Annotated in this window: 14 protein-coding genes and 2 tRNA genes; 12 read left to right on the forward strand and 4 right to left on the reverse strand. The window is 65.4% G+C overall.

Annotated elements, in window-relative coordinates; all coding sequences use genetic code 11:
- Window positions 1-11: 11 nt before the first annotated feature.
- A tRNA-Asn gene (locus AC56DV_RS19620) sits at window positions 12-87 on the forward strand.
- 204 nt (window positions 88-291) lie between these two features.
- The gene (locus AC56DV_RS19625) at window positions 292-978 is read left to right on the forward strand and encodes a DUF3334 family protein (RefSeq protein WP_496316428.1); all 687 of its coding nucleotides are present in this window, start codon (window positions 292-294) and stop codon (window positions 976-978) included.
- 20 nt (window positions 979-998) lie between these two features.
- On the opposite strand, the gene AC56DV_RS19630 is transcribed toward AC56DV_RS19625, so the two are convergent.
- Window positions 999-1,916, reverse strand: a complete 918-nt coding sequence (locus tag AC56DV_RS19630) for a transporter substrate-binding domain-containing protein (protein WP_496315919.1) — start codon at window positions 1,914-1,916, stop codon at window positions 999-1,001.
- Window positions 1,917-1,999: 83 nt separating this feature from the next.
- Here AC56DV_RS19630 and AC56DV_RS19635 point away from each other — a divergent pair, with 83 nt between their 5' ends.
- The 5 genes from AC56DV_RS19635 (at window position 2,000) to AC56DV_RS19655 (ending at window position 10,986) form a co-directional block, all read left to right on the forward strand.
- On the forward strand, window positions 2,000-5,299 hold the full coding sequence (locus AC56DV_RS19635; protein ID WP_496315920.1) for a DUF748 domain-containing protein: 3,300 nt from the start codon (window positions 2,000-2,002) through the stop codon (window positions 5,297-5,299).
- A 209-nt stretch (window positions 5,300-5,508) separates the two neighbouring features.
- The gene (locus AC56DV_RS19640) at window positions 5,509-7,728 is read left to right on the forward strand and encodes a TonB-dependent receptor (protein ID WP_496315921.1); all 2,220 of its coding nucleotides are present in this window, start codon (window positions 5,509-5,511) and stop codon (window positions 7,726-7,728) included.
- 87 nt (window positions 7,729-7,815) lie between these two features.
- Window positions 7,816-7,891: transfer RNA gene (locus AC56DV_RS19645), tRNA-Asn, on the forward strand.
- Window positions 7,892-9,190: 1,299 nt separating this feature from the next.
- On the forward strand, window positions 9,191-10,708 hold the full coding sequence (locus tag AC56DV_RS19650) for a S8 family serine peptidase (RefSeq protein WP_496315922.1): 1,518 nt from the start codon (window positions 9,191-9,193) through the stop codon (window positions 10,706-10,708).
- A gap of 44 nt (window positions 10,709-10,752) precedes the next feature.
- Window positions 10,753-10,986, forward strand: coding sequence for a hypothetical protein (locus AC56DV_RS19655; RefSeq protein WP_496315923.1), 234 nt, complete (start codon window positions 10,753-10,755; stop codon window positions 10,984-10,986).
- A gap of 11 nt (window positions 10,987-10,997) precedes the next feature.
- Here the strand turns inward: AC56DV_RS19655 and AC56DV_RS19660 are convergent, their stop codons facing one another.
- A complete protein-coding gene (locus AC56DV_RS19660) occupies window positions 10,998-11,588 on the reverse strand; it encodes a YdeI/OmpD-associated family protein (RefSeq protein WP_496315924.1) in 591 nt (196 codons plus the stop codon).
- Between the two features lie 220 nt (window positions 11,589-11,808).
- On the opposite strand from AC56DV_RS19660, the gene AC56DV_RS19665 reads away from it, so the two are divergent.
- Window positions 11,809-13,719 (forward strand): DUF6351 family protein, encoded by a 1,911-nt coding sequence (locus AC56DV_RS19665; protein ID WP_496315925.1) that lies wholly within the window; start codon window positions 11,809-11,811, stop codon window positions 13,717-13,719.
- A 19-nt stretch (window positions 13,720-13,738) separates the two neighbouring features.
- On the opposite strand, the gene AC56DV_RS19670 is transcribed toward AC56DV_RS19665, so the two are convergent.
- Window positions 13,739-15,370, reverse strand: coding sequence for a cytochrome C (locus AC56DV_RS19670; RefSeq protein WP_496315926.1), 1,632 nt, complete (start codon window positions 15,368-15,370; stop codon window positions 13,739-13,741).
- Window positions 15,371-15,546: 176 nt separating this feature from the next.
- Here AC56DV_RS19670 and AC56DV_RS19675 point away from each other — a divergent pair, with 176 nt between their 5' ends.
- From AC56DV_RS19675 to AC56DV_RS19685, 3 genes are read left to right on the forward strand one after another with little or no spacing between them, the layout of a single operon-like run.
- Window positions 15,547-17,040, forward strand: coding sequence for an ATP-binding protein (locus tag AC56DV_RS19675; protein WP_496315927.1), 1,494 nt, complete (start codon window positions 15,547-15,549; stop codon window positions 17,038-17,040).
- Between the two features lie 2 nt (window positions 17,041-17,042).
- Complete coding sequence (locus AC56DV_RS19680) at window positions 17,043-17,723, forward strand: response regulator (protein WP_496315928.1); 681 nt, start codon at window positions 17,043-17,045, stop codon at window positions 17,721-17,723.
- Between the two features lie 42 nt (window positions 17,724-17,765).
- Window positions 17,766-18,569, forward strand: coding sequence for a ParA family protein (locus tag AC56DV_RS19685; protein WP_496315929.1), 804 nt, complete (start codon window positions 17,766-17,768; stop codon window positions 18,567-18,569).
- A gap of 12 nt (window positions 18,570-18,581) precedes the next feature.
- Here the strand turns inward: AC56DV_RS19685 and AC56DV_RS19690 are convergent, their stop codons facing one another.
- The gene (locus AC56DV_RS19690) at window positions 18,582-19,757 is read right to left on the reverse strand and encodes a citrate synthase family protein (RefSeq protein WP_496315930.1); all 1,176 of its coding nucleotides are present in this window, start codon (window positions 19,755-19,757) and stop codon (window positions 18,582-18,584) included.
- Window positions 19,758-19,835: 78 nt separating this feature from the next.
- On the opposite strand from AC56DV_RS19690, the gene AC56DV_RS19695 reads away from it, so the two are divergent.
- Entirely contained in the window at window positions 19,836-21,125 is a 1,290-nt protein-coding gene (locus AC56DV_RS19695; protein ID WP_496315931.1) for an MFS transporter, read from the forward strand.
- Window positions 21,126-21,133: the final 8 nt, after the last annotated feature.

Genomic DNA, 21,133 nt, shown 5'->3' on the forward strand with positions numbered 1-21,133 from the left:
CGGGCCTCAATTCCCTGATAGCTCAGTCGGTAGAGCGACGGACTGTTAATCCGCAGGTCCCTGGTTCGAGTCCAGGTCGGGGAGCCAGAATTTTCAAGCCAAGAAGCCCAGCCCTCACCGGTTGGGCTTTTTGCTTTCCCGTAAGCAACATTTCCTGCATGTGTTGCGCATTATGGCAACGGCAATTGCCGCAGAATGGCTGAATGAAGTGGACGAGTGCTGCACCGGCCAGTATTCTTGCAGTATGCGCACACGAGCAGTGCTCGTGAACAGAAAATAAAAGGGATGAAGATGGTAACGGATGAAAAGGTTGTATACGGCACCGAGGACTTGCTGACCAGTCTGTGCGACTCGGTTACGCGCGTGCTGAACATTGCCACGCAAAGCACGGTGCACTACTCCGCGATGGTGCAGCGGATTACCAAAGTGGGCCTGAAGCCCGACATCGGCTGCTTCGTGCTGTTCGACGGCGGCTTCACCGGCCTGGTGGTGCTGAACTTCGGCAAGGACACGGCCATGGAGCTGTACGAGCGCTACATGCTGCACATGGGGATGCCGAAGTCCGAGCTGGCCGGCTCGCACACGTCGGATGAAGTGTCCAACATCCTGGGCGAGCTGATGAACCAGATCGTCGGTGACTTCACCGGCAAGATCCGCCGCGAACTGCAAACCAACATCACGCAGAACCAGCCGAAAATGCTAGTGCTGACAAAGCAGGTGATGCTGAACGTGGATACACCGCTGGACCGCCCGGAAATGCGCCGCGTGTCGTTCTACACTGAGAAGAACAATGTGTTCTACCTGGAGCTGGCGATCGACCGCACGGAATTCATCCGCCTGCACGACTTCGACCCGCACGACGCGCCGGACCCTGACGCGCTGATGGACATGGACCATTCCAGCCCGTCCTCCGACAATGCCGCCGCCTCGCAGTCGCAGGAAGACAACGACGAACTGCTCAAGTCCCTGGGCATGTAGGCTGCAGTATCTACGCCGCGTCAGCGCGGCAGCGGCGCCGGGCAGAAGCCGTGGCGCGCGTCGAAGGGATTGAGCCACAACTCCTTGCGCCCGAACAGGGCCGGATCGAGCTGCCTGTTGGGCAGCTCGAAGCGTTTACGGGTGCACAGTTTGGCGCGCCGCAGGTCGTTGCGGTGATACTCCAGCACCAGGCGTTCCAGCGAGCCGTCCTGCAGCAAAGCCTCCATGCCGGCCGTGATGCGGCGGTGCAGCCGCTCTTCGCGCGGAGACACGAAGAACAGCGACGGAATCCGGTCATGCAGCAGCAGGGTTTCCTCCACCGCCAGGGCGGGGTAATCCGGCTTGTGGGTATCGTATTCGGCGAAGATTTCGTTCACGCCGCGCGGCAGGTAGTCGAAGCGGCCCGCCATCAGCATCTGGAACAGGCCGGTGTAGTTGCTGCCCGTGACCACGGTGAGGTGCGCGTCTTTCAGCGACTGCAGCGTGGCCCAGGCGCTGCCGCTGCCGGCCTTCAGGCGCGCCAGCTGGCCCAGCGTGCGCGTGGCGCGCAGCGCGGGCTGCGTTTTCGCGTCGATCAGGAAGATGCGCCACGACTGCAAGCCCATGTCGATCGGAATCGGCACCGGCTTCAGTTCGCGCATCCAGTCCGGCGTTGCGGGATAGGCTGTCAGGTTGGCCAGCTTGCCATCCTTCAGCGCCTGGAACAGGCGCGGACGCTCCATGTGCACCACCGCGTGGCGGATCTGGTAGGGGCCGAACTCGGGCACTGTGCGCTCCAGTACGGCGCTCAGCAGCGCATTCGCGTATTCTCGCCGCCGGTCGGCCTTGGAGACCGGCTGGTCGAAGATGACCACATCGACGGCAACAGCATGGCTTGCCGCCAGCAGGGCTGCTGCAAGTGCGGCGCGGGTGCAAAGACGGGCTAGCGATTTTGGCATGGGCGCAACCATACTGCATGATCGCGCCGGTTGTCCAACAATGCAAACTTTCAATAAGCCAACAGATTGGCTAATATGGTTCTATGAAAAAAACTACACTACTACGCGTCGTGCCGGCAGTTGCCGCCGGCGCTCTGGCGCTGTATGCCGGCATCGGCTTCCTGGCGCTGCCAGCGATTGTTAAAAGCCAGGCGGTGCAGCTGGCCGCCGACAAGCTGCACCGCCAGCTCACCATCGACGGCGTGACGTTCAACCCCTTCACGCTGGCGATGGAGATCCGCGGCTTCAAGCTGATGGAGCCGCAGGGCGGGGCCGTGTTCGCCAGTTTCGATACGCTGTCGCTGGACCTGGCCGGCGAGTCGCTGTGGCGCATGGCGCCGGTGGTGCAGCAGGTGCGCCTGGCGCAGCCCTATGTGCACCTGGTGCGCACGGATGCGAACCACTACAGCATAGACGACATCATCGCGCTGGCCGCCAGCCAGCCGCCGTCGCCGGAACCGGCGCGCTATGCGGTGAACAATATCCAGCTCGAAGGAGGGCGCATCGCCTTCGAGGACATGCCGGCGCGCGCCACCCATACGGTGGAAGGGCTGAAGCTGGGCGTGCCGTTCGTGTCGTCCATGCCGGCCGACGTGCAGGTGTTTGTCGAGCCTTTGCTGAGCGCGAAAATCAATGGCGCGCCGCTGCTCCTGAAGGGCAAGGCGCTGCCTTTCGGCGCCGCCAAGGAAGTGCAGGTGGAGCTGAACCTGGACGACGTGGCGCTGCCGCGCTACCTGGATTACTTGCCAGGGAAGCCGAATTTCAAGCTGCCCAGCGCGTCGCTCAGCACGCGCCTGACGGCGAGCTTTGTGCAGCCCAAGGATAAAGCCGCCGCGCTGGTGATACGCGGCGACGCCAGCCTGAAGAACCTGGCGCTGACGCAGCCGGACGGCAAGCCCTTGCTGAAGCTGGCGGCGCTGGATGCGAAACTGGCCAGCCTGGATATTTTCGCCGGCCGCTACGACCTCGCGCGGGTGGCCTTCGACGGGCTGGATGTGGACGTGGCGCGCGACCGCAAGGGGCAGCTCAATTTCGGGCAGCTGATGCTGCCGGCGGCAGCGCCCGCAGCACCTGCAGCGCCCGCAGCACCTGCAGCGCCTGCAGCGCCGTCGGCCGCCGCCAAGCCCGCGCAGCCGTCGGCCGGCACGCTGGTATCGCTGAAGGAGCTGGAGTTCACCAATACCTCGCTGCGCTACGCGGACGACACGCCGCAAGCGGCCACCAAGGCCGGCGTTGAAAAATTCGCCCTGTCGGTGCGCGGCATCGTAGCCGACACCGGCAAGAAGACTGTGGCGATCGCCGAAATGGCGTCCACCAGCGCCAACCTCGCCTACACGCAGGGCAAGCGCGCCGCCGCCGCGACGCCTGCCGCCGCGAAGCCCACCGCCAAGCCGGACGACGACGCACCCTACCTGGTAACGGTGGGTCGCGTGAACATCCAGGACTGGGCGCTGAAGGTGGACGACCGCAGCCATGCCGAGCCGTCGGTGTTTGCCTTGTCGCCCGTCAGCCTTGCGCTGCAAGACGTGTCCAGCGCCCCCGCCAGCCGCAGCAAGCTGGATCTGAAAGCCACCGTGAACAAGACCGGCCAGCTGGGCATCGCCGGCACGCTAGGACTGGCGCCGTTCAACGCCGACCTGGTGCTGGACCTGAAGAACATCGGCCTGCTGCCGCTGCAGCCATACGCCACCGACTACGTCAACCTGCGCTTTACGCAGGCGGCGGTCAGCACCAAGGGCAAGCTACTGCTGGAGACGGGCAAGGACGGCGCGCTGCAAGGCGGCTTCAAAGGCGACGTCAGCGTGAACAACCTGGCCACGGTCGACAAGTCCAGCTCCAACGACTTCCTGAGCTGGAAGGCGCTGTCGTTCGGCGGCATGGACCTGAAGCTGCAGCCGTTTGCCATGAGCGTGGACAAGGTGGCGCTGAGCGACTTCTTTGCGCGCGTGATCATCGACCCCACCGGCCGCCTCAACGTGCAGGACATCAAGCGCAGCGCAGCCAACGAGGACCGCAGCCTGACCGAAGCCGGCTCGCGCGCCAAGGACGCCATTGCGCAGGCCAAGGCCGCCAAAGCCGCCAAGGCCGACGCAGCCAATGCAACCAAGGCCGCCCCCGCCGCCAGCAGCGGCACCAGTACCGCGCTGGCCGCCGCCCCCGCAGCCGATACCACGCCGCTGCCCCCCATCCGCATCGGCCAGCTCACCCTGTCCGGCGGGCGCGTGCGCTTCACCGACAACTTCATCAAACCGAACTACACCGCCAACCTGAAAGGCATAGGCGGCACTGTCACCGGCCTGTCGTCGGACGCGAACAGCAATGCCAACGTGTCCCTGCGCGGCGAAGTGAACAGCGCTCCGCTGCTGATCTCCGGCCGCGTCAACCCGCTGAAGCGCGACCTGTCGCTGGACCTGAAAGCCGAAGTGCGCGGCATGGAACTGGCGCAACTGTCCACCTACGCGGACAAATACGTCGGCTACGGTATCGAAAAAGGCAAGCTGACCTTCGAAGTCAGCTACCTGCTCGAAAACCGCGCGCTCAAGGCTGAAAACCGCCTGGTGCTCGACCAGCTCACCTTCGGCAGCGAAAGCACCAACCCGGAAGCGACCAAGCTGCCGGTGGGCCTGGCCGTGGCCCTGCTGAGCGACCGCAATGGCGTGATCGACATCAACGTGCCGATCGGCGGCTCGCTGGACGACCCTGAGTTCTCGGTCGGCGGCATCATCCTCAAGATCATCGGTAACGCCATCGTGAAAACGGTGACCTCGCCGTTCGCCTTGATCGGGTCCCTGTTCGGCGGCGGCGAAGAGCTGTCCAAGCTGGACTTCGACGCCGGCCGCGCCAACCTGCTGCCTGCGAGCGAAACGCGGCTGCGCTCCCTGTCCAAGGCGCTCACCGAGCGCCCCGGCCTGAAGCTCGACATCACCGGCCGCGTGGACCCGGCCGCCGACCTGGAAGCGCTCAAGCACGTCGCCATCGAACGCAAGGTGCGCCAGCTGAAAACGCGCGACCTGCAGGCGCGCGGCGCCATGCCCGAAGGCGGCGTGGAGGTGGGCAAGGACGAATATCCGGCCTTGCTGGCGCGCGTGTACAAGGACGAGACCTTCGCCAAGCCGAAAAACGCCCTCGGCCTGCAAAAGACGCTGCCGCCTGCGGAGATGGAGAAGCTGATGCTGGCCAATTCCACCGTCTCGGACGCCGATGTGCTGGCCCTGGGCGCGCGCCGCGCGCAAGCCGCCAAGGAATGGCTGACCACCACCGGCGCGGTGCCGGCCGAGCGTGTTTTCATCGTCACCGCCAAGGCCTCGCCGTCATTCTGCGGCGTGGACTTCGCGCTGCGCTGACCGGCTGCCCGGGCCTTGCATAACACATATCATGAAAAAAATGTTGTTCGCGTCGATATAGGGCATATATAATTCGCGCACTTTGATGCAAGGTGTTGGGGCCGCGCCACTAGCGCGGCCTTTTGCATTTTGCGCAACATAACACTCCCTGCAAGGGAGGGGCGGAGACACACTCTCTCTAACCAAGCACGACCCAGACAGGAATGTGAATGATTAAGATGTCCAAGATGCAGAAGCGTTTTTCCCGCACCGGCAGCGCCGTACTGGCGCTGAGCGCACTGGTGCCAGCCGGCGCCGCCATGGCCCAATCGGCTGATGCACAGGCAACCCAGGCCGGCCAGCTGGAAACGGTCACCGTGACCGCGCAGCGCCGTACCGAAAACATCCGCGACGTGCCGGTTTCGGTCTCCTCGCTGAAGGATGAAAAGCTGGACGTGATCCTGTCCGGCGGCCAGGACATCCGTGTACTGGCAGGCAAAGTACCTAGTTTGAACGTGGAATCGTCGACCGGCCGCGTGTTCCCGCGCTTCTACATCCGTGGCTACGGCAATGCCGACTTCAGCACCTTCGCATCCCAGCCTGTGTCGCTGATCTATGACGACGTCGTGCAAGAGAACCCTATCCTGAAGGGTTACCCGATGTTCGACCTGGCCAACGTGGAAGTGCTGCGCGGCCCGCAAGGCACGCTGTTCGGCCGCAATACCCCGGCCGGTGTGGTCAAGTTCGAATCCGCCAAGCCCAGCCTGAAAGGCACCGAAGGCTATTACAACCTGTCCTACGCCAGCCACGGCACCACCAACGTGGAAGGCGCGGTCAACATCCCGCTGTCGAACGAGTGGGCCATGCGCGTATCCGCGCTGCGCCAGCACCGCGACGACTACGTCTCGAACGCCTTCACCAAGGAAGACGATTCGATGGAAGGCTACAACGAACACGCCGAGCGCGTGCAAGTGCTGTACAAGCCGAACGCCGACTTCAACGCGCTGTTCAACGTGCACCAGCGCGTGACCAGCGGCAGCTCGCGCCTGTTCCGCGCCAACATCATCAAGAAGGGCACCAACGACCTGGTTGATGGTTTCGACGCCGACAAGATCTACACCAACGGCCAGAACTTCCAGAACCTGAAAACCGCCGGCGGCAATGTGCGCCTGAGCTGGGACCTGGGCGCCGTCAAGCTGTACTCCGTCACTGGCTACGAAGCCATCAGCGAATACCTGAGCCGCGGCGACATCGACGGCGGCAACCCTGGCAACGCGCCGGCCGTGCCGTTCCAGGTGGAGACCGCAGGCAGCATTCCCGACCTGAAGCAGTACTCGCAGGAGTTCCGCGTCGAATCGAAGAACGCCGGTCCGATGAACTGGCAGGCGGGCGTGTACTACTTTAACGAAGACGCCACCGGCACTACCGACAACTTCAACGTAGCCGGCGCGCGCACCACCCGCGTCACCAGCCAGCAGAAGAACACCGCCTGGGCGGCCTTCGGTTCCGTGAACTACGCAGTGAACGACCAGTTCACCGTGCGCGGCGGCCTGCGCTACACCAAGGACAAGAAGGACTTCAACACCCTGGAAGCGATCAACACCACGCTGGTCGGACCTAAGTCGGTGGACGCCAGCAAGGACAAGATCAACTGGGACCTGAGCGGCACCTACGCGCTGAACAAGGACGTCAGCGTCTACGCGCGCCTGGCAACCGGCTTCCGCGCCCCGAGTATCGCCGCCGCCTCGACCTCGGTGCCGATCACCGTGGCCGACGCTGAAACCATCACCTCGGTGGAAGCCGGCGTGAAAGCCGACCTGCTGAACCGCCGCGCGCGCGCTTCGCTGAGCGTGTACCAGTACGACGTGAAGAACCAGCAGTTGACCGTCGTTGGCGGCAACTCCAACGTCAATAAGCTGATCAACGCAGCCAAGACCAAGGGCCACGGCCTGGAAGGCGAGATCGAAGGCTTCATCACCAACCAGTTCAAGGTTGCGCTGAGCGGCTCGTACAACTTCACCGAGATCAACGATCCATCGCTGTCGGTGAACAAGTGCGCGCAGTGCACGGTGACCGATCCGATCAACGCGGCAGGCCGCGTGGTCATCGACGGCAACGCGCTGCCGCAGGCGCCGAAGTGGATCTTCAACGCCAGCGCGCGCTACAACTGGCCGCTGGCTGAAGGCAACCTGTTCGTGCTGACCGACTGGTCCTACCGCAGCAAGGTGAACTTCTTCCTGTACGAAGCCAAAGAGTTCACCGGCAAGCCGCTGACCGAAGGCGGCGTGCGCGTGGGCTACAACTGGGCGGGCGGCAAGTATGAAGTGGCAGCATTCGGCCGCAACATCACCGACACCCAGCGCATCACCGGCGCCATCGACTTCAACAACCTGACCGGCTTCATCAACGAGCCGCGCCAGTGGGGTGTGCAGTTCAAGGGCAGCTTCTAAGCAGCCAGCAGGCGGTCCGGGGCCGGAAGAATATTTTCGACCGGCTCTGGACAGCCTGAACAAGGCTCACTATAATGTGGCCTCTTTTCCCTGATAGCTCAGTCGGTAGAGCGACGGACTGTTAATCCGCAGGTCCCTGGTTCGAGTCCAGGTCGGGGAGCCAGAATTCAGCAGCAAGCAAAAAGCCCAGCCTTGAACGGTTGGGCTTTTTGCGTTCTAGGGTAAATTTATTTGTGCATAGAGGCTCGAGGATGGAGCACCCCCAGCAGTTCTAAGAGTTATTCGTGCGGCCGCCTCCAAGGTGGGTGCGACGTCGGTCGCTGAGCATAGAGCGCCCGCACGCACGGTTTTAGGAGGAGCCTTGGCACAGCGGGGGCTTTTTTTTGCAGCCAGTCTAATTTGCTCCAAACGGCAGGATTACGGTCTACCGGAGTCCAGAATCACGGAAGCGTTACGATTTTCTAGACCGCATTCGCTTTCGCCAGGGAATCTATAGACCCGATTAGCCAGTCGGCCAGGGAAAGCTAGACCGCTGTAGACATTTCAGTTTTGCGTGTAGACTGATTTCGCTGCAGGTCGTTAAAGTGCGTTCTGCAATCGGCAGCCCGGATCCAGTGATCGTCGTCAGGAAAGCGCAACCACACGACGCGCCATGCATTGCGTCCTTGCGCGTGGCGATGGCTTCAGGAAGTCACTGATGGGCAGGTAGACCGCCCCCCTTGGTTCATATGCCATGATACGCTCCTCTCGAAAAGTGTCTAAAGATTGGACCGGCGTAATGGAATATGGTTCGTTTTAGATTTTCGCCCTTTGAAACTGGATCAAATTAGACATCTCTCATGAATTTGTAGACTCTTACAGATAAACGGGCAGGGATTTTAGACCGATTCAGATGCAGACGGCCCCGTTTAGACTGATTTAGCCCACTGAACCTTTGGGCATGCCCAGCCCCGGTCACATGCCATAGATGCGCGAACCCGCATCCGCCGTTACACTGAGGGCCGCTATCCGGTTTCGACCAGAGGCTGCTCTTCCTCGATAAGTAGAGTAATTATGGCAAACCAATTATCAGTGCATGCAGTGATGGGGCCTTGGCAAGGAGAAGCGACAAGCGGACTAATGCAGCGTTGCCGCCACTATTGGGAAACTCCGCTGTGCCAATTGCCTGACTTGATGGTGGCGACATTCCTTGATCAGAAAATCGCTGAAACCCATATGTGTGAGGAGGCCGAGTTCCGATTGAAAAATAAGGAAAGAGACGACACTGAATACTTCAGGCCTGCTCTTAGAGGCGCTTGCCAATTCCAGAAAGCGCGCAAGCTGACGGCCCGGAACGGGCGCAAGATTCGATTGGTCTCTGCGCCGGTGCGGCCCAGAGACGAATTGCTTATCGTGTTAGCAACTTCCTGCCAAAGACGGTACTATCCCCAGGTCTCGTTTCCATTCAGAAGGGTAGATCGCAATGGCCGTCAAACCATCCAATGTCCAACGTTATGTGCTGCTGTCCAATCGCGGGCTGTATTCGCCGGCGCTCAAGCTGACTGCCACCAGCGAGGAGAAATTTACCCGCGCCTTGTTCGTGCGGACGGGGCTGCAAACCACGGCCAAGGCGGCCAAGCCGAGGGCAGTGAAAGTGGTCCATTCGACGGCTGAGACGGGGCCGAAGCTGGTGGAGCTGAGCGATGCGGAGGCGGCGGCGCTGAAGGCCAGCAATGCGGGCATCAAGCTGGTGCCGGAGGTGCTGTACCACGTAGCGCGCAGCCCGAGGCTGCAGATCCTGAAGCAGTCCACCGGCAAGGCGCAGGCCAAGGCGGCAGCCGGCATCAGCGTGAAGGTGACGGATGCCGGCAGCGGCAAACCGGTGAAGGGGGCACAGGTGGTGGCGTTTACGGATTTGGCTGCCGGCGTGGGCCAGCAGGGGACCACCAACGCCAAGGGCCTGGTGAGCTTGAAGTTCACCACCACCAGCAGGAAGCTGGAACTGCTGCTGATCTACGGGCCGGCCGGCTATTGGGGCTTGTGTGAGCGTTCGGTGACGATCAAGGATGGCAGCGTTAAAGGCATCGCGCCGGTCGACCTGGGCACGCCCGACTATCTGGACACCTTGTATGGACACCACGCGGCCGATGCCGGCGCCGGTGTGCGGGTCGGCGTGATCGATACCGGTGTCGATGGTGGCCATCCCGATCTCGAGGTTGCCGGCGGCGCCGCCTTTGTCGCCGACGAGAACGACGCCGGCGGATGGGGACCGGCCAAGCTGGAAGGCGAGCATGGCACGCATGTGGCGGGGATCGTCGGCGCGCGCGGCCAGCAGCCCAGCGGCAAGCAGGGCGTGGCGCCGGGCGCTACGCTGTACAGCTACCGGGTGTTTCCGAACGCGGGCGGCGGGGCCAGCAACTATGACATCCTGCGCGCGATAGAGCAGGGCGTGGCGGACAAGTGCGATCTGCTGAACCTCAGCCTGGGCGGCGACACGCCCGACGAGGCGGTGCGCGACGCCATCAAGTCCGCCTTTGACCAGGGCACTTTGTGCATCGTGGCGGCGGGTAACGATGGCCGCCAGCCGGTGTCCTATCCTGCCGCATGGGCGGAATCGGTTGCGGTGTCGGCCGCAGGAAAACAGGGGACTTTCCCGGCCGACTCGTCGGAGCAGCTGGATATCGCCCCGCCGGCTGCGACGAGCAACAAGCAGATTTTCATTGCACAGTTTTCCAACATCGGCCCGCAGGTCGATTTGACCGGGCCTGGCGTGGGCATCGTTTCCACGCTGCCGGGCAAGGGCTATGGCGTGATGAGCGGCACGTCGATGGCTTGCCCTGCGGCGGCTGGCGCGGCCGCAGTGCTGCTGGCCGCGCAGCCCAAGGTGCTGGCGATGGCGCGCGACCGCAAGCGGGCCACGGCCATGCTTGCGGTGATTAACGCGGCGGCCAAGCCGCTGGGCTTTCCGAAGGATCTGGAGGGGCTGGGCCTGCTGCCCTGATGGCAGTGGCAGCCGGCGGCTGGCCCGCGTGCTATATTGAAGTTATGAGCCAGCTTATCTTACGACGGACGAGTGCTGCGGCGGTTTCCGCCGAGGAGGCGCTCGCCTTGCTCGGCGGGTTCCCGCAGGGGCGCGTCATTCATCACAGCGGTAACAGCATCCTGGCCGATATCGCGCCGGAGAATGTGGCTGAACTGCGGCAGAAGCTGGATGGCTGGATCGTGTCGCCGCAGGGGGAGCGCATTCCTGTGCCGGATACGCGCCGGCACATCAGCTAGCTGCCGCGTCGCTAATCTTTCAGCCCCTTGCCTGCGAGGATGTGCGGAATGCATTTTTCGACGCGTGCCGCGCGCGTCTTGGACTGCTTGGCTTCGGCAAAGTGCAGCAGGTAGGCGCGCTGCCGGCCCGGCGTTAAAGCTTCGAAAGCTTCCTGCAGCTGCGGCGAGTCGTCCAGCCTGGCCTGGAATTCTTCCGCCATGTCGAAGTCCGCCGTGTCCTTGAATTCTACCGTCAGGCCGGCCTTTTCCACCGCGATGGCTTCCTGGATGTAGGTCTTGACGGCGGCTTTCAGCTCGTCCACCTGGCTGGCGCTGGTGAAGCGGATCTGGCGCCCGGCCTGCACATTTTTGGTCTGCTGGATCAGGATGCCTTCTTCGTCCTTGAGCAGGGCGCCCTTGAAGAACAGGATGGCGCAGTACTCCTTGAAGGTGTGGAGCAGCACGATATTGGCGTCGTTGAAGGTGTAGCAGGGCACGCCCCATTTCAGTTCCTCGTCCAGCTGGCAATCGAGCACGATGGCGCGCAATTTGCGCAGCGCTTCCTTCCATGACGTGGACTCGTTCACATACTCGTCTACCTTGGAATTCGTGTTTTTCTTCATGGTCGGCAGTCCTGTTTTTGGCGATAGGGCAGGCAGAAAGGTTGTCAATATAGCATAGCTCCGGGCCGCTCACGGCTGCTTGCTATGCTATGCTGGGCCTATCGCATAGACCGCCGCCCGACAGATGAAAATCTTCCCGAGATTCGCGCTGAGTTGCCTGGTGTCGTGTGCTGCGCCGGCGGCCGGCGAAGTAGCGCAGGCAATCACAAGGAGGCACGGCATGGCAGATTGGAGACTCTGGACCGCCCGCGCTGCAGCGCTGATCGGACTGGCCGCCTGCGGGCAGGCGTGGGCGCAGCCGCTGCAGCAGCCCTTTATTTGCCGCACCGAGGAGGCGGGCCTGGGCCAGCCGCTGGTGGACAACCAGCAGGGCATAGGCCACCCGGTGTTCGACGCGGACCGCAAGCTGCTGGGCCACAGCCAGCACTGCAACATCCACACCCGCGTGCTGCACTTCTATTACAACGGCAGCCGCTTCAAGACCTACGACGCGGCCGATCCGCCGTCGGATATGCGCACCGTCACCGTCAACGGCGCCAAGGCGCCGTTCGTGGTGCGCGTGGAGGTGGGCAGCATCAACCGCTTTTTGTACACCATCGCCATGCTGGAGCCGGCCGCGTGGAACCGCAAGCTGGTCTACTGGATGCGCGGCGGCGTGGGCATCGGCCACCAGCAGGGCATTCCCATGTGGGTGAACGAGCGCCTGAACAGCTCCGAACGGCTGCTGATGCCCAAGCTGCTGGAGCAGGGCTATGCGGTGGCCAGCTCCTCCGGCAACGAAACCGGCGTGCACTACAACATGCTGCTGGCGGCGCGGACCGCCTTGCTGACCAAGGCGCGCTTCGTTGAGGCCTACGGCAAGCCGCAGGCCACGATAGGCATCGGCGGCTCCGGCGGCGCGGTGCAGCAGTATATGTTCGCGCAGAATCAGCCCGGCTTGCTCGATGCGGGCATCGCCATCCAGTCTTACCCGGACATGGTGACGCAGACCATTCCGATTTCGGACTGTCCGCTGCTGGGCCAGTACTTCAAGGAGGAGGCCGAGCGCAACCCCGCCTCGTTGTGGACGAAGTGGCGCAACCACGCGCTGGTCCAGGGCATGAATGCCAGCGACGCGTCCACCGAGTGCATCGCGGGCTGGCGCATGGCGATGCCGACCGTGCTCAATCCCGTCTACAAGGACCCGAAGTTCGACGCCGGGGCCAGGCAGTACGGTTACCCGTCCAATGTATTCGCGAACGTTAAGTGGACGCACTGGAACGACCTGGCCGAGGTGTACGGCGCCGATGCCGCCGGCTACGCGCCCATCCCGGTCGACAACGTGGGCGTGCAGTACGGCCTGGCGGCGCTGGCGCAGGGACGTATCGGCGTGGATGAGTTCTTGCGCATCAATGCCTGCGTGGGCGGTTGGAAGGAGCAGGCCGAATTCGTGAACTGGGACAAGGACGCCGACCCGTTCGACAGCCGCAACATGAAGCGCAGCGCAACCTGCCGCGATCCTGTCGGGGCGCCGTCGCCGCGCCGCGCGGGCGACGTGGCGGCCATTCAGAAGGCGTATGCGTCCGGCCACGTGTTCACCGGCCAGCGCCTGGGCATGCCGGTGATCGACCTGCGGCCTTACCTGGAGCCGAAGCTGGACATGCACAACGCGCGCCAGTCCTTCTCGGTGCGCCAGCGCCTGCTGGACGCCAATCCGGCCGAGGCGAAAAAGCAGGTGATCTGGTTTACGCGCCTGGACGAGGACTTGAGCGCGCGCGTGATGGAGGCCTTGCCGGTGCTCGAGCGTCACCTGGCCGGCGGCGCCGCTCCGGCGGACTTCACCGACAAGTGCTTCGACAGCGGCAGTACGCTGATCGCCGCCGGGCCATCCGTCTGGGACGGTATCCTGGACAGCAAGCCGCAGGGCGCCTGCACCAAAGCTTATCCCATCTTCAGCAGTCCGCGCATGGTGGCGGGCGGCTCGATCAAAGGGGACGTTTTCAAGTGCGTGCTGAAACCGGTGGCGGCGGCGCTGGCCGACGGCACCTATCCTGCGGGCCTGCAGTTCTCCGCCGCGCAGGCGGACTGGCTGCGGCGCATTTTCCCGCAGGGCGTGTGCGACTACGCGCAGAAGGACGCGGGGCGGCCCTGATGCGGCGCCCCGCAGGCCGCTACAGCGCTTTCAGGAACGCCGTGAGGTCGGCCACTTCCTGCGGCGTGAGGCCGATCTGGAAGCGGCGGTCATAAAAGCGCACCACGCCTTGCAGGTCGGACTGCGAGCCGTTGTGGAAGTAGGGCGCGCGGGCGCTCAGGTTGCGCAGCACCGGCACCTTCATCTTGCCGACGTCGCGCCAGCGGCCGGTGAGCATGGCCAGGCCGGGATCGGTGGTGGCCACAATGGCGCCGGTGGCGTTGTTGCGCAGCGTGTAGAGCGGCATGTCCGGGGTGCGGAAGCGACCGTCGGCCACGCCGATGTCGAGCAGCAGCGGACTGGAATGGCTGCCTGCGTTGGGCGCGTTGTGGCAGCTGGCGCAGCTGCCGCGCTGGGGCTGGGCGCCGTTCTGCGGAAAGCCCGCCACTTGCGCGATATTGAATGGCCGATTGTTGAACAGCGCCTCGCCGCGCGCGATGGAGGCGCGCGCCAGGTTGGCGGCGCTGGCAGGTGCGGGCGGCGGCGGATTGCGCTGGCCGGGCAGCGGGCGCGCCGGTGCCGGCGGTGCGGCCAGGTTGCGCCAGGCGCCGAACATCGTCATCACGTTGCGGTTGAACGGTGCTTGCGTGCGCGAGTCGCCCGCCAGGCCGTTTATCCCCAGGTAGAAGCCGGTGGCGGCCAGTGCCTGCGGCCCGCCGCTGGCGCCGTTCTCCAGCAGGCTGCCTGCGGCGGCACTGGTGGCCTGCGCGGCGAACAGGCCGCTCTCGAAATCGACGATGGCGCGCTGGCTGGCGGCGCTCAGCTGCTGGGCGGCTTCGGCGTGGCCGAGCACGGCGTCGCGGGCCTGGGCCAGCAAGCCGCTGTCGATGCTGGCGCCAGGCTGGCTTTCGCGGGCGTCCCACATCACGCTGCTGAGGAAGGCCAGGTTGGCCGACGGCAGCGGGCGGCGGAACAGCGACAGCTCGCGCGCGCTGGCGAAGTTGTAGGGATCGTCGGCGCGCAGCAGCGTGAATTCCGCATTGGCGGGCATGGCCATGCCGACGCGGATCAGCCCCTTGGTGAGCAGCATGCTGTAGGCCAGGCGCTTCTGGTCCAGCGTGGCCACGGCGGCAGTGGGGGAATTGGCGCCGTCCACCAGGCGGAACACCGGATCGGCGCCCTGGCTCTGCTCGAAGCGCTGCGCCAGGCCGCGCGGCGTTACGCTCCATCCGGCGTCTTCGCTGTGGCAGCTGGCGCAGCTGCGGCCATTGCCCATGGGGGTGAAGAAGGGATTGGCCGTGTCGATGAAACCGGCCCGGCTCACGGTGAGCGAGGCGCCGTCCGGGTTGGCCTGCGGGACCGGCGCTGCGGGCGCCGGAGCGCCCAGCGCGGCGCGCGAAACGGCTGCGGTGGTCACGGTGACGGTGGCGCCGATATCGGCGCTGGTGCCGCTGCTTGTGCTGGTGCTAGTGCTGGTGCTGGTGCTGATGCCGGTGCTGATGCCGGTGATGGCGCTGGCGCCGGCGGCGTCCGCCGTGGCGGCTGCCGGGCTGGCGCCGCCGGCCGCAAGCAGCACCGGGGCAGCGGCGCCGGCGGCCTGCTCGCCGCTGCCGCCGCACGCGGCCAGCGATGCTGCCAGGACGGTTGCCGCGAGGCGGATAGTTGCGTGCATGGTGCTCTCCTTGTCTTGTTCTGATACAGCGCATCGTGGCGCCACAATGTGGAGGAAAAATGGAGCCGGGCGCCGCGATGCCGCCGGCCGTGGGATTCGCGCCACATGCACAATTCCTGCACATTCGGCAGGTATGATGGCGGGATGAACCGACCCCATATTCCGACGGAGCGCGCATGCGGCTGACCATTGCCCGCAAGATCGCGCTCGCGGTCAGCGCCATCGTCATCCTGTGCATCGGCACCATGGCCTGGCTGGCCAGTGTCAATCTGCAGCGCGGCTTTGTCGCCTACCTGAACGAGATGCATGTGCAGGACCTGGAACAGGTCAGCGGCCTGCTGGCCGACCGCTACAAGCAGGAGGGCGGTTTCGACTGGCTGCGCAACCGGCCGCGCGCCATGAAGGACGTGCTGGATAGGATGGCGCCGCAACTGATGGTGGAGCCGGACGCGCCGCTGCGCCGTCCGCCGCCGCGCCGCGACGGCTATGGTCCGCCGCGGCCGGGCGAGCCGCCGCCCCGTCCGGGCCCGTTGCGCGACCCGATGGCGTTCGCGCAGCGCCTGTCGGTGCAGGACGAGCAGGGCCGCCCCGTGATCGGCCCGCGCGATCCGCCGCCCGGCATACAGCGCCCCATCGTGGTGGACGGGCGCGAAGTGGGCAGCGTGCACCTGCTGCAGCTGCGCCAGGCCAGCGGCGCCAGCAGCGGCGCGGCCAGCTTCCTGCGCGCGCAGGTGCGCGACATCCTGCTGCTGGCCGGGGCGCTGCTGCTGGTGGCCGTCGCGCTGGCGGCGGCGCTGGCGCGCCACCTGCTGCGGCCCGTGGCGGCGGTGCACGGCGTAACGGCGCGGCTGGCGCGCGGGGAATTTTCCGCGCGCGCGCCGGTGCTGAGCCGCGACGAGCTGGGCGAGCTGGCGCTGCACGTGAACGCCATGGCGCAGGAACTGGAGCGCAACGAACAGCAGCGCCGGCAGGTGATGGCGGACGTATCGCACGAGCTGCGCACGCCGCTGACGGTGATACGCGGCGAGATCGAGGCGCTGCTGGACGGCATCCGCAAGGCCGATCCGGGCGCGCTGGAATCGCTGCACGGCGAGGTGCTACGCCTGACCAAGCTGGTGGACGATCTGCACCAGCTGGCGCTGGCGGACGCCGGCGACCTGCATTGCGAGCTGCGCGAACTGGAATGGCAGGGCGTGCTGGCGCCGCTGCTGGAGCGCTACCGCGCGCGCGCGCGGTCCGCCGGGCTGGATCTGGCTTGGGCTGCGCCTGGCGGGCAGCCGGTACTGGTGCGCGCCGACGCCGGCCGGCTGGAGCAGGTGGTGATCAATCTGCTGGAGAACAGCGTGCGCTACACGGACGCGGGCGGCCGCATTGTAGTGGCGCTTTCCATGCGCGACGGCCACGCCGAACTGACGATCGACGACAGTGCGCCCGGCGTGCCGCCCGGCGCTTACGCACGCCTGTTCGAGCGCCTGTACCGCGTGGACCGCGCACGCACGCGCGAGCGCGGCGGCAGCGGGCTGGGACTGTCCATCTGCAAAGCGCTGGTGGCGGCGCACGGCGGCGAAATCGTGGCGCAGCCGTCCGCGCTGGGCGGGGTGCGCATTCGTCTCCGCCTGCCCCTGTCCCGGCCGCAAACTCACGGGGAAACCCATAAGGAAACCATATAAGCATGGAAAACGCCCACGTACTGGTGGTGGAGGACGATATCAAGATTGCGGCGCTGCTGGCGGACTACCTGCACGCCAGCGGCTACCGCGCCACCTGCATCGCCGACGGCGCGCAGGCGCTGGACTTCCTGCGCGCCACGCCGGTGGACCTGGTGCTGCTGGACCTGATGCTGCCGGGGATGGACGGCCTGGGGCTGTGCCAGGCGGCGCGCGGCTTCCTGCAGGCGCCCATCATCATGCTGACGGCGCGCGTGGACGAGGTGGACCGCTTGCTGGGCCTGGAGGCGGGCGCCGACGATTACGTGTGCAAACCCTTCAGCCCGCGCGAGGTGGTGGCGCGCGTGCGCGCCCAGCTGCGGCGCGCGTCCGGCGCGCTGCTGCAGGCTGCGCCGCTGTTCGCGGTGGACCGCGCCAGCATGCGGGTGCTGGTGGCGGGCGCGCCGCTGGCGCTCACGCCGGTGGAGTTCCGCCTGCTGGCCGAGCTGGTCGAGCATCCCGAGCGGGTGTATTCACGCCAGCAGCTGCTGGATGTGGCGCACGAGGATCAGCGCGATATCAGCGACCGCACCGTCGATTCCCACATCAAGAATATCCGCCGCAAGCTGGCCGCGCGGCCCGCTGCTGCCGAGTGTTTGCAGTCGGTGTATGGCGTCGGCTACAGGTTCGAGTTGGCAATCTGCTAAAATTGTTTGGATCCCCTCGCAGACTCAACGTACGGAGCAGGCATGAAACGTGTGATATTCAACCAGAAGGGCGGCGTCGGGAAATCGACCATAGCCGTGAATCTCGCCGCCATTGCGGCCTACCATGGCAAGAAGACGCTGCTCATCGATATCGACCCGCAGTGCAATTCGAGCCGCTACCTGCTGGGCGACGCGGCCAAGGAAATCGAGCCCACGGTGGCGGGCTATTTCGAGCAGACCCTGAACTTCATGGTGTTCTCGCTGTCGGCGCGCAGCTACGTGCACGAGACGAAGTTCGAGAACCTGTCGCTGATGCCGTCGCACCCGGAAATCGGCGAGCTGCAGTCCAAGCTGGAATCGCGCCACAAGATCTACAAGCTGCGCGACGCGCTCAACGAGCTGTCCAAGGAGTTCGACGAGATCATCATCGATACGCCGCCGGCCTACAACTTCTTCACGCAATCGGCGCTGATCGCGGCGGACACCTGCCTGATTCCGTTCGACTGCGACGACTTTTCGCGCCAGGCTTTGTACACGCTGATGAACAACGTCGGTGAAATCAAGGCGGACCACAATCCTGCGCTGGAGATCGAAGGCATTATCGTCAACCAGTTCCAGCCGCGCGCCAATCTGCCGCAGCGCATGGTGGACGAACTGCTGGCGGAAGGCTTGCCGGTATTGCAGAACAAACTGTCCAGCTCCATCAAGGTGCGCGAGTCGCACGAGCGCTGCCTGCCGATGATCCACCTGGACAGCCGCCACAAGTTGTCGCAGGAATTCCTGGCGCTGTACGAGGAGCTGGAGTTCGCGCAGCAGAACCAGGCCAAGGCCCGCAAGCGCGGCTGACCGCGCGCTGGCTCAAGGCCCGGAGGGACCGAACTCGCCGAACTCGCCGACGTAGCGGGCGCGCGGCCGTATCATGCCGCCGTCCGCCGCCTGTTCGGCCGCGTGCGCCAGCCAGCCTGCGGAACGTGCCAGCGCGAACAGCACGATGCCGCTGTGCGGCGGCAGCTCCAGCACCAGTTCCAGCGCCGCCAGCGCGAAGTCCGAATTCGGTTCGGCGCCTTTGATCGCGGCCGCTTCGGCCGCCAGCGCCAATACGCCTGCCGCTTGCGGCAAAGGCTTCATCATGTCCAGCAGCAGCTTGGCGCGCGGGTCGCCGTCCGGATACAGCGGATGGCCGAAACCGGGCCGCATGGGCGCTAAAGCAGCGGCGCCCGTTTCATTCAATTGCGCCACGATGACATCCTTTGCCATCAGGTAGTGGCCACCGTGCTCGGGGCCCGACAGCGCGGCCAGCCCCGCGCACAGCACCGCAGGCAGCGCTGCGCCCGTGGAGGCAACGCAGCGCACCGTGAAGGCGGAGGTGTTCAGTTCATGGTCCGCCATCAGCACCAGTGCTGCGCGCAGCAGCTCTGCGCCGGCTCCTTGCACGTTCCACGCGCGCGCCACCTGCAGGTGCAGCGGCGCGGCGGTGATCTCCGCATCGAGCAGCAGGCCCGCCAGCATGCGCATCAGCTGCGCGGGCGGTGCGCCTTCCTGGCCACCGGTGTGCGCCGCCGCGAGCAGCGGCAGGAACGCCATGGCGCGCTCCAGCGGCGCCATGGTCCGCGCCAGCGCGGCGGCGGCGGGCGGCAGCGCGGGCAGTGGCTGCGTCGCTGCAGGCGGCTTCGCTGCCGCAGGCGTGCCAGCCTCGCCCCATAAGATGGCTGCGGCCTGCTCCAGCGTGGCGTGCGCCGCCAGCGCGCTGCTGTCATACCCACGGTAAAACAGTTTGCCGTCCGCGATCAGCGAGATGTGCGACTCCAGCACCGGCACGCCCCAGCTCATGGCCGCGGCCACCGCGTGTCCGGCGCGCTTGCCGTCCGCCTTGCGCGCGGCCAGGCGCAGCACTTCCTCGTGCGCATAGCGCTTGCTGCGCGTTTTGCCGTCGGCGATGGAGGCGAGCAGGCCCCGGCTGACATAGGCGTACAGCGTGGCGGCCGACACGCCGAGTATGGCCGCCGCTTCCTTGGATGAGATTTCCTTCTTCATGCCTTGTTTGCTGAATATTTATGTTGATTGCCGGAGTCAAGATTGACGCTGTTTTCAGGCGCCGCATAGACTCATTGTATGCACAAGCCCACACCACTCGCAAACCCGCCCACGCCTACGGCGCGCCGCAAGGTCCCGATGCTGCAGCCGCTGCGGCACCGGCGCTACCGCCAGCTCTGGCTGGCCAACCTGCTGTCCAACCTTGGCACATGGACGCAGACCTTCGCCGCAGCCTGGCTGGTGGCCACCATTTCGCCGTCGGCGCACACCTCCGCGCTGGTGCCGGCGGCAAGCTATGCGCCCATGCTGATGTTCGGGCTGCTGGCGGGCGTGGTGGCGGACGCGGTGCCGCGTCCGAAGCTGCTGTTCGCCGTCAACCTCTTCATGGCGCTGGCCGCTGCCGGCATGGCGTCGCTGGCGGCCAGCGGCCTGGCGTCGCCGCCCGCCGTGCTGGCGCTGATCTTCATGATGGGCACCGGCTCCGCCTTCATGTGGCCGGCCTGGCAGGCCGCCATGTCCGGATTGGTGCAGCCGGAGGAAGTGGAGGCTGCCGCGTCGCTGAACAACCTGAGCTTCAATGTCGCCGCAACCGCCGGCCCGGCGCTGGGCGGCGTGCTGTTCCTGTGGGTGGGCGCCGCGCCGCTGTTCCTGTTCAACGCCTTGTCCTTCGGCGGCCTGCTGCTGGTGTACCTGGACTGGATACGCGGCAGCGGCCGGGAGCAGGGCGCGAAGGATGGCGGCATCAGCTGGCAGGGCTTCCGCGCAGGCCTGCAGGCTGCATTCGGCTCGCCCGCCTACCGCCGCCTGCTGCGGCACACGGTCTGCATCTTTGGCGCAGCCATTGCCTACACCGCCTTGCTGCCGCTGTTCGTGCGCGACGTGCTGTTGCGGGAAGCGGGCGCGTTCGGCAGCCTGATGGCCTGCGTCGGCATCGGCGCCGTGCTGGCCGCCTTCGTGCTGCCGGAACTGCGGGCCCGGTTCGCGCGGCGCCCTCTGCTGGCCGGCGCCGTGGCGATCTTCGGCGCCATGCTGCTGGCGATGCCGTACGTGCAGGCCTGGGCGGCGCTGATGGCATTGTCGGTCATGGGCGGCGTGGCGTGGTCCGCCATGGTGACGACGCTGAACAGCACTGCCCAGTCGTCGTTTCCCAGCGAGGTGCGGGCGCGCACGCTGTCGGTCTACCTGATGGCGATGGCGCTCGGGCAAACCGGCGGCAGCCTGCTGTGGGGCGCGGCGGCGGAGCTGTCCGGCGTGCAGTGCGCCATGATGCTGGCCGGCGCCTGCCTGCTGCTGTATGCGCTGTCGCTGGCATGGCCGCTGATGCTCCTGTCGCGGCGCCGCGCGGAGCCGTGGCAGTGTAATCTGTAGGCTGGCAT

Source organism: Massilia sp. BGA-UO-ETr-WB1 (genome assembly GCF_059567845.1).

What these genes read in the sequence shown, in the direction of transcription:
- AC56DV_RS19635 (WP_496315920.1), top strand. Translation starts at nt 2,000, where the DNA reads ATGAAAAAAACTACACTACTACGCGTCGTGCCGGCAGTTGCCGCCGGC.
- AC56DV_RS19640 (WP_496315921.1), top strand. Translation starts at nt 5,509, where the DNA reads ATGATTAAGATGTCCAAGATGCAGAAGCGTTTTTCCCGCACCGGCAGC.
- AC56DV_RS19625 (WP_496316428.1), top strand. Translation starts at nt 292, where the DNA reads ATGGTAACGGATGAAAAGGTTGTATACGGCACCGAGGACTTGCTGACC.
- AC56DV_RS19665 (WP_496315925.1), top strand. Translation starts at nt 11,809, where the DNA reads ATGGCAGATTGGAGACTCTGGACCGCCCGCGCTGCAGCGCTGATCGGA.
- AC56DV_RS19695 (WP_496315931.1), top strand. Translation starts at nt 19,836, where the DNA reads ATGCACAAGCCCACACCACTCGCAAACCCGCCCACGCCTACGGCGCGC.
- AC56DV_RS19660 (WP_496315924.1), bottom strand. Translation starts at nt 11,588, where the DNA reads ATGAAGAAAAACACGAATTCCAAGGTAGACGAGTATGTGAACGAGTCC.
- AC56DV_RS19650 (WP_496315922.1), top strand. Translation starts at nt 9,191, where the DNA reads ATGGCCGTCAAACCATCCAATGTCCAACGTTATGTGCTGCTGTCCAAT.
- AC56DV_RS19685 (WP_496315929.1), top strand. Translation starts at nt 17,766, where the DNA reads ATGAAACGTGTGATATTCAACCAGAAGGGCGGCGTCGGGAAATCGACC.
- AC56DV_RS19690 (WP_496315930.1), bottom strand. Translation starts at nt 19,757, where the DNA reads ATGAAGAAGGAAATCTCATCCAAGGAAGCGGCGGCCATACTCGGCGTG.
- AC56DV_RS19630 (WP_496315919.1), bottom strand. Translation starts at nt 1,916, where the DNA reads ATGCCAAAATCGCTAGCCCGTCTTTGCACCCGCGCCGCACTTGCAGCA.
- AC56DV_RS19675 (WP_496315927.1), top strand. Translation starts at nt 15,547, where the DNA reads ATGCGGCTGACCATTGCCCGCAAGATCGCGCTCGCGGTCAGCGCCATC.
- AC56DV_RS19670 (WP_496315926.1), bottom strand. Translation starts at nt 15,370, where the DNA reads ATGCACGCAACTATCCGCCTCGCGGCAACCGTCCTGGCAGCATCGCTG.
- AC56DV_RS19655 (WP_496315923.1), top strand. Translation starts at nt 10,753, where the DNA reads ATGAGCCAGCTTATCTTACGACGGACGAGTGCTGCGGCGGTTTCCGCC.
- AC56DV_RS19680 (WP_496315928.1), top strand. Translation starts at nt 17,043, where the DNA reads ATGGAAAACGCCCACGTACTGGTGGTGGAGGACGATATCAAGATTGCG.